Genomic DNA, 13,607 nt, shown 5'->3' on the forward strand with positions numbered 1-13,607 from the left:
TTCCCATATTCGCGGCGTCGAGACAATCGAAGGGAACGCGGTTCGTGTTGCGGAAGATCGTAGCCGTCAAACGCGTGCTCTATGACGCGTTCGGCCATTTCGATGCAGACGATGGCTGGGCGATGGCCAGTCATCTGGCGATCACGGCGCTGATGGCGCTTTTCCCGTTTTTGATATTCGCCACGACACTGGCCAGCTTTCTCGGCGCGCAGGCTTTTGCCGACACCGCCGTGCATCTCGTCTTCGACACCTGGCCCGAGCAAATCGCCAAGCCGATCGCGCGCGAAGTGCTCAACGTGCTCACCGTCCAGCGCACCGACCTGTTGACCTATGGCGTGCTGCTTGCCGCCTTCTTCGCCTCGAACGGCATCGAGGCGCTGCGCACCTCGCTCAACCGCGCCTACCGCGTTTCCGAAACGCGCGGCATCATCTATCGCCGGGTGCAGAGCATCGTCTTCGTGCTGATCGCCACGGCAGGTTTTCTGGTGATCAGCGTGCTCGTGGTTTTCGCGCCCTTACTGGGGCGGCTGGCCGAGGCCAATTTCGAATGGATAAAGCCCTATATGGGCACGATCACGCTGTGGCGTTACATCATCGCCTCCGCCGTTATCGTCGGCGGGCTGTTCGCGGTGCATTACTGGCTGCCTGCGGGCAAGCGCCGCTTCGTCTCGATCATACCGGGCATCATCTTCACGCTGATTGCCTGGCTCATCGGGTCCACCATCTTCGCCGCCTATCTCGACCGTTTCTCGTCCTATGTGACGACCTATGCCGGCCTTGCCTCGATCATGGTCGCGGTCGTCTTCCTCTATATCGTCTCGGCGATCTTCATCCTCGGCGGTGAGCTCAATGCCGCGATCAGCCGCTATCTGGAGGCACGCGCCCGCGTCGGCTGATTCTTGGTCGGCTGAGCGGTTGCCAGCCCGACGCCGAGCGTCGCGATCGCCATGCCGACGATCTGGACCAGGTTCAACTGTTCGCCGAACAATATCCAGGCGATGACCGCGGTGACGGCCGGGACCAGATAGAACAGCGAAGCGACCTTCGACATCTCGCCGTCGCGGATCATCACCATCAACAGGAAGATAGCGCCGATCGACAGCACCAGCACCAGCCATGCCATGGCGAAGATCAGCTCGCCGTTGACGACGACCGTTCGCGTCTCGAAAGCGAGCGAGGCAAGAAGCATCAGCGACGCGCCGCCGACATATTGCCATTTGGTGGTCGCCACGAGATCGCCGCCGGAGGCGAAGCGCTTCTGCCAGATTGTGCCGGCGCTCATGCCGAGCACCGAGACAAGCGAGGCGGCCAGCGTCTCGGCCGTCACGCCGCCGCCGAGCGCACCGAGCTTCGGCCAGAGCACAATGACCACACCGACCAGACCGATGCCGAGACCGGCCCAATGGCGCGGCAGGATGGCCTCGCCGAGAAACCTGCCGGCCATCACCGCCGTGATCAGCGGCTGCAGCCCGACGATCAAGGCCGAAAGCCCGGCCGGCATGCCTCGATGGATGGCCCAGAACACGCCGCCGAGATAGACGCCATGCATCAGGATGCCGGCGCCGGTCGCGTGCAGCGCTTCCGCGCGGGTCGCCCGCCTGGAACCGAGTGCTGCCATCAAGGCGGCCAACAGGACGGCGGCCAGAATGAAGCGCGCGGCCAGGAAGGTGAAAGGCTCGGCCCACGGCATGGCATAACGCGCGCCAATGAAGCCGGTCGCCCACAGGACGACGAAAGAGGCGGGGATGAACCGCTTGATGCTATGCATTTTCCGGAGGCTGCCGCGTGGTCGGTGAGGGTTGACTGTCGCGACTGCTCTAATGCGGTTCAACCCGGCAAGCAAAACCAAACGGTTGATCCATAGGCTCACCCGAATTGAAGGAGGCGCTCTGGGGCAGGGAGGTTCAAAACATGATCCAGTTCCTCTGCACAGAGGATTTGGTTCTTCGACCGAGCCCCTGTCGACGGTCGCTGTCGGCCGGCCTCCAGCCGCCATCCCTGACGCTGGCGATTAGCCGTAAGCCCCCGCGCCTTCGTCATCCTAGGGCGGAGCAAGGAGCGAAGCGACGCGGCGCAGACCCTTGGATCCATGCCGTGACATCAGCCGAACAATGCAGCGGCTCAGGATAAATGCTCATCTGTAGTGATCCTTCGCGCCCCCCTCTGTCCTGCCGGACATCTCCCCCACAAGGGGGGAGATCGGCAGCTTTGGCGTACCGCTCACTCCTGCGACAGTGGCGGTTCGCGAAGGCGGTGGTACGGCCGATCTCCCCCCAAGTGGGGGAGATGTCCGGCTTCCGCCATTAAAGGTTCTGCACCGCCGTGACGCCGCGTCGCTTCGCTCCTTGCTCCGCCCTGGGAATGACGAAGCGACTATGCGCTTGGCCCTAAATCCCGATCAGCCGCCTGACATCGGCTGGTGACGCGCCAGCCCCGCGCAAGGCGGCAAGGCCGGTATCCGCAAAACTCTTCGACAGCTTTCGCCCGTCTGGGCCGAGGACGAGACGATGGTGGAAGTAGCTTGGTTGCGGCAGGCCGAGGATCTCCTGGAGCAAGCGCTGCACGCCGGTGGCGGAATAGAGGTCCTGGCCGCGCACCACATGGCTGATGCCTTGCAGCGCGTCGTCGACGACGACGGCGAGATGATAGCTTGTCGGGATTTCACGGCGCGCCACGATCACGTCGCCCCAGTCCTGCGGCCGAGCACGGACCGTGCGTGTCGCGGAAAGCCTCTCATCCGAAAATTCCAGCCATGACAGGTCTGTGCCGGCGCGCGCCATCGCAGCGCCGACGTCCAGCCGCCAGGCGAAGGGCGCATTCTCGGCAATCCGTCGCTGGCGTTCCCTCATCGGCAATGCCTTGTCGACGGCGGGATAGAGCGGCACCCCGTCCGGGTCGCGCGGCCAGTCGCGGCCGCGCTTTTCGCTGTCGGCAATGAAGGCGCGGATTTCGCCGCGGCTCATGAAGGCTGGGTAGACGAGTTCTTCCCTGATCAGCCGGTCGAGCACCGCCTGATAGTCCGAAAAATGCTCGGATTGACGGCGCACCGGTTCTTCCCAGCCAAACCCGAGCCATCTCAGGTCGCGTAAAATGCCGGCCTCGAATTCCGGCGTGCAGCGCGTCGTGTCGATGTCCTCGATGCGCAGCAACAGGCGCCCGCCGGTTGCCCTCGCCAATTTTTGATTGAGCAACGCCGAATAGGCATGGCCGAGATGCAGTTCGCCATTTGGGCTCGGCGCGAAGCGGAATGTCAGGAGTGTCATCCTTGAGCGGCAATCGGGTTGTGCGGCGCTTTCGCCAGTTGCTACTTTGCGCCTGATTACGAATTGCTATTTTGCGCTGGGAACAAGCAAGCATGCAACGCATCGCCACGCTCGACGACATCGCGCAAGGGCTCGACGCGCTCTGCCTGCTCGACCCGCGTCTTGCAAAGGTGCGCGGCATGGCCGGCGAGGTGCCGCTTCGGCTTTCCGAGCCGGGGTTCAGAAGCCTTGCCTCGATCATCGTCTCGCAGCAGGTTTCCCGCGCCAGCGCCGACGCCATCTTCGGGCGGCTGACAAAACTCGTCGATCCGCTGACGCCGCAAGCCATTCTTGCCGCCGACAAAGCCATTTTTCGCGAGGCCGGACTGTCGCGGCCGAAGCAGCGCGGCCTGATCGCCGTCGCCCAGGCGGTGGTCGATGGCCTCGACCTCGATCATCTCTGCTTGCTCGACGCCACTGAGGCGATCGCGGCGATGACCAAGGTGTCGGGCATCGGCCCGTGGACGGCGGAAGTCTATCTTTTGTTCGCCGCCGGCCACCCCGATGTCTTCCCGGCACGCGACGTTGCCCTGCAGAGCGCGGTCGGCCACGCGCTCGGCATCGACCCGCGTCCGCCCGAGAAAACACTGATCCAGCTCGCCGAATCATGGAGCCCGTGGCGAGGTGTCGCATCAAGGCTTTTTTGGGCCTATTATCGTGAAACCCGGGGCAGGGACGCCTCGCCTCCTGCCTGAATCCGCAAAAAAGCATGAAAATCCTGCATTTTTAGCGCTGCGTTTGATCGACAAGCCGCTTCACATCCCTGTCATGTCGGGCTTACAGTATCCGCGCCGACAGGTTCGAGAGCCAAGGAGGTCAATGACGTGACGGTTGCCGTATCTCCGGATGGGCTTCCAGCACTGGTGCTGAACGCGGATTACCGTCCGCTCAGCTATTACCCCCTGTCGCTCTGGTCGTGGCAGGACGCCATCAAGGCGGTGTTCCTCGAGCGCGTGAATATCGTCGCCGAATATGAGCACGCCGTATCGTCGCCGACCTTCTCGATGAAGCTGCCGAGCGTCGTCAGCCTGAAGGCCTATGTGAAGCCATCGCGGCATCCGGCCTTCACCCGCTTCAACGTGTTCCTGCGCGATCGTTTCCAGTGCCAGTATTGCGGCACACCCGAGGATCTGACCTTCGACCATGTCGTTCCCCGGCATCGCGGCGGCGCGACGACGTGGGAGAATGTCGTCGCCGCCTGCTCGCCCTGCAATCTGAGGAAGGGCGGCATGATGCCGGCTCACGCCAAGATGTGGCCGCTGCAGAAGCCCTATCAGCCGACGGTGCATGACCTGCACAACAATGGCCGCCTGTTCCCGCCCAACCATTTGCATGAAAGCTGGATGGATTATCTGTACTGGGATGTCGAACTCGAACCATAGAGTTCGGCAGAAATCCGCCATGCCGGTCGCCTGACGCAGCTTTCTGCGCTTCCGGTGCTCACGTACTGTAAGTACGCTCCGCTCCGGTTCTCGAAACCCACGTCATGCGCTCCGGCCTGACGAATTTCTGGGCGAACTCTGCGCTGTGCAGCTCAGTCGCGGGCAAAGGCGCCGCGGAAGGCGATGACCGCCAGGACAAAACTGGCGATGGCGTTCCAGCCGGCCAGTGACAGGCCGAGGATGCGCACGGCGGCCTTGTCGCAGGAGGGCGGGACGAATCTGTCGAGCGCGTCGAGCACGCCCTTGCCGCCGGTATCCACCGGTCCTGCCGCCGCCGCACAATCGGTCGGCCCCGGCCACCACGCCCATTCGACGCCGGAATGATAGACGCCGAGATAGACGCCGTAGGCCATCAGCAGGCCGCCGACGGCCAGCAGGCCGCGGGTCACCCATGCGGGGGCACGCAGTGTCGACGCAAGCGCCGCCAGCAGCATCAGCGGCACGCCGATGTAGTAGGGGGTGCGTTGCTCCAGGCAGAGCTTGCAGGGGATGTAGCCGCCGAGGTGCTGGAAGGCCAGCGCCGAGCCGACGGTGGCGGCCATGGCGACGGCGAGAAACACCGCCGTTCGCAAGCGCTGGCGTCCAGTGTCGGCATTCACGGTCGCTGTCATTGATCTACCGTCCATTCCCGTCAGAGCAAAGGATGGTTCAACTTGAATATCCTTGCTCTAAAACGCGTATTTGACGACGATATAGAGCGAAATCAGGGCAGCGGCGCCGGCGCCCGCGATCATGCCAAGGCGCTTTTCGATGAACTCGCGGATCGGTTCGCCATAGCGGCGCAGCAGCCAGGCCAGGAACAGGAAGCGGGCGCCGCGCGCCACGATCGCCAGCGCGATGAACAGCAGGAGATTGACGCCGATGACGCCGGACAGGATCGTCACCACCTTGATCGGCGGCAGATGGGCGAGGCCGGAGGTGATGAGCATCAGGATGATGAAGCCGACGCCCGACGAGACGCGCAGTGTCTCGAAGTCGTCATATTTGCCGTAGAATTCGAGGATCGGCCGCGCCACCGTGTCGTAGGCATAGTGGCCGATGTACCAGCCGGCGATGCCGCCCAGAACGGAAGCCAGAGTGGCGACCAGCGCGTAGCGATAGGCGCGATCCGGCCGCGACAGCGCCATCGGCAGATACAGCACGTCGGCCGGCACCAGGAACACCGAGCTTTCGACGAAAGCGATGATGGCCAGCCACCATTCGGCGGATTTCTTTGCCGCCAGCGACAAGGTCCAGTCATAAAGTCCGCGAAGCATTGGCACTCCTGATGCACTCACCCAAAATGCGCAGCGGTTTTGGTATGACAATGCATAAAAACAAAGACCAAAAGCGCGCCATATGAATCTCTCCAGACGCGACGCGCTTCAATGCGCTGCCTGTCTAGAAAGATTTTTGGCGCCGCACAATGGCCGCCGCTTCACGAAATCGAAAGGTCGTGGCCGAGCGAAGGCCGCATGTCGGGAATTGGCCAGTTGACGAACAGGCCTCCAACCGTATAGTCCGCGCCCATCCAGGCCGCCCGGCCTGAGCCCCTATGGCGGAATTGGTAGACGCGCTCGACTCAAAATCGAGTTCCGCAAGGAGTGCTGGTTCGATCCCGGCTAGGGGCACCATTTTCCACCCGAGACGCCTTGAAAGCTCGGTTGAGGGTTATCCCAGGAACATCCTGGGATAACCATAATTCAGGCCCAGGCCGGTCCTTCCTGATTAGATCGGGCTCCGTAGCTCAGGTCGCCATCACATCGGCCCCGGCACCATCTTGGTCGGCTGCTCCGGCATCGGAAACGCGTAATTGTCGCATTTCACGTCGGGGTTCGTCGGGCTGAACATTCCAAGCGGGTTGTCCTTGAACAGCCAGACGTGAAGATCGTAATGGTAGAACTCCACCGGAATAAGCGGATAATGCCCCTCCATCGGCCCCTGGAACGTCTGTCCAAAGAGTTTCGGCGGCTCCTTGGTGTCGGGCGTCAGCGGAACAAGCCATTCCACGGCCACCAGGCGCAAGCCGCCATCGACCGGCTCATAGATAAGGACATTGGGGCGCGCTGGATCTGGTGTCGGGCTGACGCTCGCGACGTTGACGAAATGAATGCCCATCGCGCCCTTCGGGTAATCCATAGCTCCAGCCACTTTTTCGCCGCTGTAATAAACGCATCCGACCGTCGACAGATAGAGGTCGCGAATGGCGGCCTTATAGTCTTCGTACTTTGATAGCGATTGTTTCAGGGCATCGATCTCGACCTTGCCGGGCTCGGCGGCCTGACCTGCGGCCGCAGTCAGGCAGGCGCCGATGAGGCCGGTCAAAGCGAGAATACTGCGACGCCTGAGGTAAGTGGTTTTCGTCATGCATTCCTCCCAGTTTTTTGTTCTGCCGTTCTGCCGTGCAGGACCGAGGCGGCAATGATGCTGGTTGCGCGGCCGATCGCCGATGCTAATCCTTTCCGCTGCTTGTGAGAATTAATCCTCACGACCTAGGCTCTGGTCTTCGACTGAGCCTGAAGGGGGCTGTCGACGGTCGCTGCCGACCGGCCTCCATCTGCCAATCTCCAACGTCTGGTGATTAGCTAAGTCCCACCGCGCCTTCGTCATCCCAGGGTCTGCGCTCCGCTTCGCTGCGCTCCTTGCTCCGCCCTGGGATGACGAAGTGGAGGGATGCTTCGGCTATTGGCCCGACCTGTCAAACCAGGTCCCTAGCAGGACCGCCAACGCTACCGCCGTCCCAGCAAGCTCTTCATCCGGTTGCGCAGCAGGCGCGCCATGTTGCGGGTTTCGCGGTAGAGGTGAAGCTGCGACGCCGCCTGGCGGGCGAGGCGGTCGGCGTCCGGCGTCAGGCCGATGACCAGCGTGCCGATCGGCCTGCGCTCCGTCCATAGCCGGCTCATCACCGGATGGTCGGGCACGGCGCAGGAATCGGTGATCATGATGTTGGGGTCGTCGAGATGCTGCCTGGTCACCTCGATCATCAGCAGCGTGCCCGGCGAATAGGCGGCGAGCGTCTCGTCATAGGCCGTCTTCCAGGTGTAGGCGACGCCGGCCTCGACGAAGACGATCAGGCTGGCGATGGTGCGATCGTCGAGCGTCAGCGAATGGATGCGGCACAGATCCTGTTCGGCCAGCCGGTGCACGGCCTCGCGGGCGAAGGCGGCGCGGTAGCGGTCGATGGCCATGGCGGTGCGCTCGCGGCCTTTCCAGCCTGCTGCTTCCAGCGTCAGGAAGCGTTCGATGGCATGGCGGATATTCTCCGGTCCGCGCGCCACCAGATGCTCCAGCCTGCCGAGGTCGGCAAGGCGGCGCTTCAGGCGGCGGAACTCACGATAGTGGTGCGAGCGCAGCGAGGCCTTCAGATAGTCATCGCCGTCGATCTCGCTTTCGAGCATCGGGCGTTCGGCCTTGCCGGTGGTGACCAGCGTCAGGCCACGCGTCTCGGCGACGGTGGCCAGCAGGCTGGCCACCGGGCCGTTGAGCCGGATGTCGGGCAGCATGAAGACTTTAGGCAGCTTGAGATGCGGCCGCGACAGCATCGAGAAGAAATCCTCGATGACGCCGACGGGATCGTCACGGTCGACCAGTGGCGTGCCGATCGGGCCGAACGGGCTCGACCATGTGCGCATGACCCGTACACCGAGCGGCATCGCCGGCCGCTCCACCGAGAACGGCACCAGCAGGCGCAGCCGGTTGCGGTATTCGTCGCCGTCGCGGATGACCGCCAGCCGCACCTCGCGGTCTTCCAGCCGCGGCATGGCGGGCGCCAGGAAGCGCGGGTTGAAGAAGACGTTGGGCTCGATCGTGCGGGTGCAGAGATAGTCGAGTTCCTCGACCAGGTCGAAGCCGGCGGAAGCCGGGTAGATCGCCAGCTTGCGCTCGGGCCGGTCGTTGGCCAAGAGTTCGATATGGGCGGGATCGGCTTCGCGGGCCAGCCCTGCGAGGCCGGACACCATGGCGCCGGCCGGGCCGCCGCTGGTTTCCTCGAGCAACGGGATGGCGGCCATCACGCGGCCCCTTCGGCGGCTGCGAAAATGGCCATGACGATGCCGAGCCTGCGCCAGACCGTGAACGACAGCGCGCCGGCCTCGAAGATCATCGCGAAGGCGGTGGCCATTGCCGCGCCCCACAAGCCAAAAAGCGGGATCAGCACCAAATTGAGGCCGATGTTGAAGACCAGCGTCATGGCGTAAACGGCGGCGCAGATGTTCTGGTTGCCGCTCATGGTGAGCAGGCTTTCGCAGGGGCCGACGGCGGCGCGGGCGACAACGCCGAAGACCAGCAGGAACAACAGCGGATAGCCGGCAACGAATTCGGGGCCGAACAAGCTCAGCATCGGCTCGCCCAGCACCAGCACCAGCAGCGCCATCAACAGCGACGGCCAGAACGTCCACGACACCGTTTCGCGGGCGAAGGCGGCGAGTTTTTCCGGCTCGCCATGGGTGAATTGCGCGTAGCGCTGGGCGACGCCTGCCTTGACCGCGAAATAGACGAAATGCACCAGCGCCAGCGTTTTCACCGTGGCGAAATAGACGGCGACGTCGTTGGGGCTCATGTAGGCGCCGGCCATCAGCACGTCGGCATTGGTGAGCAGGAAGAAGAAGCCTTCGACCAGGAAGATCGGCAGCGACACCACGAACCACTGCGCGAAATGCACCTTCATCGGCCCGGCCGGGATTTTTTTGTCGATGCGCGTGGTGATGCCGATGAGTTGGCCGAGCGTGGTGGCATAGGCGGCGGCGATAGAGGCGAAGATCGCTGTCCTGGCGTCGGGCGCAAAGCCGACCACAAGCATCAGCGCCATGAGCGCCAGGATCAGCACCGGCCGCACCAGATAGGTCGGCGCCAGCGCAAACAGCGCCCATGAGTTGGCCCGCGCCAGCCCCTGCAGCAGGTCCGACATGGCGATCATCGGCATGCAGATGAGGCCGAGGATGAACGGCACGACATAGTAGTTTTCGATAAACGGCGACAGCAGCCAGACGCCGAGCGCGCCGAGACCGGCGATTGCGGTCGAGGCAACCAGCACGAACAGGCGGCTGGTCAGCACGATGCCGCGCAGTTCGGCCAGCATGTTGCGCTCGCGGTATTCGGGAATGAAGCGGATGACCGAGGTGTGGAAGCCGAGGCAGGCGAGATTGCCGACGATGACCATCGTCACCCAGACGAGGACGAAAATGCCGTATTCGAACGAGCCCATCCAGCGGGCCATCAGCACCTGGCTGGCGAAGGCGATGACGGCGCTGACGATGCGGATGGAAAAGGCGATCAGCGACATGCGGCCGGCTTCGCCGCGCTCGTCGGCGGTGAACAGCACGGCGTCGATACGGCCAAGCAGCGGCTTTACGCGCAGCGCAAGGCGCTGCGGCAGGAACCGCCCGGCTGTCGTCGCCGCGGAAAAGCGCACCCAATACTCTCCGTTTTCCGCCTCTTTTTCGGGTCTGGGTCTAGCGAGAACACATTAAGAAACGGTTGGGTGAGCTCTCCTTCGCCCCGTTCACGGGGAGAAGGTGCCGGCAGGCGGATGAGGGGCGGCGCCATGGCTTTGTGCCATGTTCACCGTTCGCGGCAGAGCGCGACGAAACGACAGGCCAGCTGATGGAAAGAAAATAAGAGCTGAAGGCCCATTTCCGGTGTCGGCGGGACAGCGCCGCCTCTGGTCGCCTGATATCTCCCCCACAGGTGGAGAGATTGGCTAATCGCCGACGTCAACGCCGCCCCTCATCCGCCCTCCGAGCACCTTCTCCCCGTGAACGGGGAGAAGGAAAAGCGGCGCCTTACGCGAACGCTCCGTGGCAATGCTTGTACTTTTTCCCCGACCCACACGGGCAGGCCTCGTTGCGGCCGACCTTGCCCCAGGTGGCGGGGTTTTGCGGATCGCGGTTTTCGGGGGCGACGGTTGCGTGGGCCTCCTGGCGGACCAGAAGTCCGGTCTCGCCGAAATCGTCCTCGCCGGTGGTGCCGTCGAGATGGCTGCCGAACATGTCGGGCGTCTCGGGCGGCGGCGCTTCGGCTGCCTGGCGGACCAGCTCGACGCGCATCAATTGTGCGGTGACGGCCTGGCGCAGATTGCCGAGCATCGCCTGGAACAGCTCGAAAGCCTCGCCCTTGTATTCCTGCAGCGGGTCACGCTGGGCATAACCGCGGAAGCCGACGACCGAGCGCAGATGGTCGAGGTTGACGATGTGCTCGCGCCACAGATGGTCGAGCGTCTGCAGCACCACCGAGCGCTCGACATAGGTCATCACATCGGGGCCGAAGCGCTCGGCGCGGTCCCTCGCGGCGGCGTCGGCGGCCTCGGTGATGCGCTCGCGGATGTCGTCCTCGGCAATGCCCTCTTCCTTGACCCAGTCCTCGATCGGCAGGTCGAGATTGAGGAATTCGGCGACCTCGGCCTTGAGGCCGGCGACGTTCCACTGCTCGGCATAGGCGTTTTCGGGAATGGCCTTGGCGACGATCTCGTCGATGACGCCCTCGCGCATTTCGGCAATGGTCTCCGACAGGCCTTCACCGTCCATCAGCTCAAGGCGCTGCTCGAACACCACCTTGCGCTGGTCGTTCGAGACGTCGTCATATTTCAGCAGGTTCTTGCGGATGTCGAAGTTGCGCGCCTCGACCTTCTTCTGCGCCTTTTCCAGCGCCTTGTTGATCCAGGGGTGGATGATCGCCTCGTCTTCCTTGAGGCCGAGCTTCTGCAGCATGCCGTCCATGCGCTCGGAGCCGAAGATGCGCATCAGATCGTCCTGCAGCGACAGGAAGAACTTTGACCGCCCGGGATCGCCCTGGCGGCCCGAGCGGCCGCGCAACTGGTTGTCGATGCGGCGCGACTCGTGGCGCTCGGTGGCGAGCACGTAGAGGCCGCCGGCGGCCAGCGCCTTTTCCTTCAACCGGGCGACGTCGTCGCGGATTTCCCTTTCCCTGGCTTCGCGCTCGGGACCAGCCGGCATGTCGCCAAGCTCCTCGGCGATGCGCATGTCGGCATTGCCGCCGAGCTGGATGTCAGTGCCGCGGCCGGCCATGTTGGTGGCAATGGTGATGGCGCCGGGTTTTCCCGCCTGGGCGACGATCGCCGCCTCACGCTCGTGGTGACGGGCGTTCAGCACCTCGAAATCGGTGAAGCCTTCCTTGCGCAGGCGCGCGGCCAGCAACTCGGATTTCTCGATCGAGGTGGTGCCGACCAAGGTCGGCTGGCCCTTGGTGCGGGCTTCCTTGATCTCCTTGACGATCGCCTTGTATTTCTCCTCGACGGTCCGATAGACCTCGTCGTCTTCGTCAGTGCGGATCACCGGCAGATTGGTCGGGATCTCGGTGACGTCGAGATTGTAGATGTTGCCGAATTCCTCGGCCTCGGTCAGCGCCGTGCCGGTCATGCCGGCAAGCTTCTTGTAGAGGCGGAAATAGTTCTGGAAGGTGACGGAGGCGAGCGTCTGGTTCTCCGGCTGGATCGCCACATGCTCCTTGGCTTCGAGCGCCTGGTGCAGGCCTTCCGAATAGCGGCGGCCCGGCATCATGCGGCCGGTGAATTCGTCGATGATGACGATCTCGCCGTTGCGCACGATATAGTCCTTGTCCTTCTGGAACAGCTGGTGCGCCTTCAGCGCATTGTTGACGTGGTGGACGATGGCGACGTTCTCGACGTCGTAGAGCGACTCGCCCTTGAGCAGGTCGGCGTCGCGCAAAAGGTTTTCCAGCTTCTCGGTGCCCTCCTCGGTGAAGATCGAGGTCTTCTGCTTCTCGTCGATCTCGTAGTCGGCCGGCTCGAGCTTCAGCATGAAGGCATCGATGGTGTTGTACATTTCCGAGCGGTCCTCGAGCGGACCGGAAATGATCAGCGGCGTGCGCGCCTCGTCGACCAGGATAGAATCGACCTCGTCGACGATCGCGTAGCTGTGGCCGCGCTGCACCATCTGACTGCGCTCGTATTTCATGTTGTCGCGCAGATAGTCGAAGCCGAGCTCGTTGTTGGTGGCGTAGGTTACGTCGGCGGCGTAGGCGGCGTGGCGTTCCTCGTCGGACAGGCCATGGACGATGACGCCGACGGTAAGGCCGAGGAATTTATAGACGCGGCCCATCCATTCGGAGTCGCGCGTGGCAAGATAGTCGTTGACGGTGACGACATGGACGCCTTTGCCGGCGAGCGCGTTGAGATAGACGGGCAGCGTGGCGACCAGCGTCTTGCCCTCGCCGGTGCGCATTTCGGCGATGCCGCCATTGTGCAGCACCATGCCGCCGATCAGCTGCACATCGAACGGGCGCATGCCGAGCACGCGGCGCGCCGCTTCGCGCACGGTGGCGAAGGCCGGCACCAAGAGATCATCGAGGCTGGCGCCGTTGGCCACGTCCTGGCGGAATTTTTCCGTGCGGGCGGTCAGCTCGGCGTCGGAGAGCGCCCGCATCTCGTTTTCCATGGCGTTGATCGCTTCGACGCGCGGTCGGGTCGACTTGACCCGGCGATCGTTGGAGGAGCCGAAAACCTTACGGGCGAGACCGCCAAAACTGACCATTCAATGGTCCTTTCGATAGCATTCCAAGTCGTTGCGACGGGTGCCGGCGGCCCCATCAAATCCACGTGAAACGCGGACAAACGCAAAAAGCGCCCGGAAAACGGTTCTGGACGCAAAGTCGTTGGACAGATAAGAGGGGGCTCAATCGATGTCAACGGCGCCCTCGTCCTGACGACCGTGCCAAATTCCGCCACAATCTGGCTGGTCTGGAAGCCATCCCGCTCTAGCTATCCCCTATTGGAGTTAATCGTATGTCCTTATTGTTCCGCCGCGCGTCGCTCGCCAGCCTCGGCCTGGCATTCGGGCTGTCGGCTTTGTCGCTGTCGCCACTGATGGCCCAGGACACCGCGCCTGCCCAACCAGCCCCGGCCCAACCG

At 63.3% G+C, this 13,607-nt stretch carries 11 protein-coding genes and 1 tRNA gene; 4 read left to right on the top strand and 8 right to left on the bottom strand.

All coding sequences use genetic code 11. The features are described 5' to 3' along the window. Nucleotides 1-44 precede the first annotated feature (44 nt). A complete protein-coding gene (locus AC0L14_RS26390; RefSeq protein ID WP_095493464.1) occupies nt 45-896 on the top strand; it encodes a YihY/virulence factor BrkB family protein in 852 nt (283 codons plus the stop codon). Here AC0L14_RS26390 and AC0L14_RS26395 read toward each other — a convergent pair. Further along, the gene (locus tag AC0L14_RS26395; RefSeq protein WP_473751239.1) at nt 866-1,768 is read right to left on the bottom strand and encodes a DMT family transporter; all 903 of its coding nucleotides are present in this window, start codon (nt 1,766-1,768) and stop codon (nt 866-868) included. The two genes, AC0L14_RS26390 and AC0L14_RS26395, sit on opposite strands and share 31 nt — an antisense overlap. A gap of 619 nt (nt 1,769-2,387) precedes the next feature. Next, entirely contained in the window at nt 2,388-3,263 is an 876-nt protein-coding gene (gluQRS, locus tag AC0L14_RS26400) for a tRNA glutamyl-Q(34) synthetase GluQRS (protein WP_473751240.1), read from the bottom strand. Between the two features lie 92 nt (nt 3,264-3,355). On the opposite strand from gluQRS, the gene AC0L14_RS26405 reads away from it, so the two are divergent. Together AC0L14_RS26405 and AC0L14_RS26410 are read left to right on the top strand one after the other, a co-directional pair. Then, nucleotides 3,356-3,997, top strand: coding sequence for a DNA-3-methyladenine glycosylase family protein (locus AC0L14_RS26405; RefSeq protein WP_473636955.1), 642 nt, complete (start codon nt 3,356-3,358; stop codon nt 3,995-3,997). A gap of 129 nt (nt 3,998-4,126) precedes the next feature. Continuing rightward, nucleotides 4,127-4,684 (top strand): HNH endonuclease, encoded by a 558-nt coding sequence (locus tag AC0L14_RS26410; RefSeq protein WP_029348574.1) that lies wholly within the window; start codon nt 4,127-4,129, stop codon nt 4,682-4,684. Nucleotides 4,685-4,836: 152 nt separating this feature from the next. On the opposite strand, the gene AC0L14_RS26415 is transcribed toward AC0L14_RS26410, so the two are convergent. Both AC0L14_RS26415 and AC0L14_RS26420 read right to left on the bottom strand, forming a co-directional pair. Continuing rightward, entirely contained in the window at nt 4,837-5,355 is a 519-nt protein-coding gene (locus AC0L14_RS26415) for a disulfide bond formation protein B (RefSeq protein WP_123149181.1), read from the bottom strand. 57 nt (nt 5,356-5,412) lie between these two features. Next, a complete protein-coding gene (locus AC0L14_RS26420; RefSeq protein WP_123149180.1) occupies nt 5,413-6,000 on the bottom strand; it encodes a YqaA family protein in 588 nt (195 codons plus the stop codon). Between the two features lie 272 nt (nt 6,001-6,272). Between AC0L14_RS26420 and AC0L14_RS26425 the strand changes: the two genes are divergently transcribed. Further along, nucleotides 6,273-6,357: transfer RNA gene (locus AC0L14_RS26425), tRNA-Leu, on the top strand. A gap of 124 nt (nt 6,358-6,481) precedes the next feature. On the opposite strand, the gene AC0L14_RS26430 is transcribed toward AC0L14_RS26425, so the two are convergent. The 4 genes from AC0L14_RS26430 to secA all read right to left on the bottom strand — a co-directional run bounded on the left by AC0L14_RS26430 (nt 6,482) and on the right by secA (nt 13,230). Then, nucleotides 6,482-7,090: a hypothetical protein gene (locus AC0L14_RS26430; protein ID WP_123149178.1), complete on the bottom strand. Its 609-nt coding sequence runs from the start codon at nt 7,088-7,090 to the stop codon at nt 6,482-6,484. 362 nt (nt 7,091-7,452) lie between these two features. Next, complete coding sequence (locus tag AC0L14_RS26435; RefSeq protein ID WP_473751241.1) at nt 7,453-8,733, bottom strand: GNAT family N-acetyltransferase; 1,281 nt, start codon at nt 8,731-8,733, stop codon at nt 7,453-7,455. Then, nucleotides 8,733-10,133, bottom strand: a complete 1,401-nt coding sequence (locus AC0L14_RS26440; protein WP_473529464.1) for a lipopolysaccharide biosynthesis protein — start codon at nt 10,131-10,133, stop codon at nt 8,733-8,735. Before AC0L14_RS26440 ends, AC0L14_RS26435 begins: the two co-directional genes overlap by 1 nt. 370 nt (nt 10,134-10,503) lie before the next feature. Then, nucleotides 10,504-13,230 carry a preprotein translocase subunit SecA gene (secA, locus tag AC0L14_RS26445; RefSeq protein WP_473529463.1) on the bottom strand — a complete coding sequence of 909 codons (2,727 nt, stop codon included), beginning with the start codon at nt 13,228-13,230 and terminating at the stop codon, nt 10,504-10,506. Nucleotides 13,231-13,607 lie beyond the last annotated feature (377 nt).

It is taken from the genome of Mesorhizobium sp. WSM4841 (genome assembly GCF_055811515.1).

Excerpts from the sequence above, each read along its gene's own strand:
- AC0L14_RS26395 (WP_473751239.1), bottom strand. The coding sequence starts at position 1,768 with ATGCATAGCATCAAGCGGTTCATCCCCGCCTCTTTCGTCGTCCTGTGG.
- gluQRS (WP_473751240.1), bottom strand. The coding sequence starts at position 3,263 with ATGACACTCCTGACATTCCGCTTCGCGCCGAGCCCAAATGGCGAACTG.
- AC0L14_RS26405 (WP_473636955.1), top strand. The coding sequence starts at position 3,356 with ATGCAACGCATCGCCACGCTCGACGACATCGCGCAAGGGCTCGACGCG.
- AC0L14_RS26415 (WP_123149181.1), bottom strand. The coding sequence starts at position 5,355 with ATGACAGCGACCGTGAATGCCGACACTGGACGCCAGCGCTTGCGAACG.
- AC0L14_RS26420 (WP_123149180.1), bottom strand. The coding sequence starts at position 6,000 with ATGCTTCGCGGACTTTATGACTGGACCTTGTCGCTGGCGGCAAAGAAA.
- AC0L14_RS26430 (WP_123149178.1), bottom strand. The coding sequence starts at position 7,090 with ATGACGAAAACCACTTACCTCAGGCGTCGCAGTATTCTCGCTTTGACC.
- AC0L14_RS26435 (WP_473751241.1), bottom strand. The coding sequence starts at position 8,733 with ATGGCCGCCATCCCGTTGCTCGAGGAAACCAGCGGCGGCCCGGCCGGC.
- secA (WP_473529463.1), bottom strand. The coding sequence starts at position 13,230 with ATGGTCAGTTTTGGCGGTCTCGCCCGTAAGGTTTTCGGCTCCTCCAAC.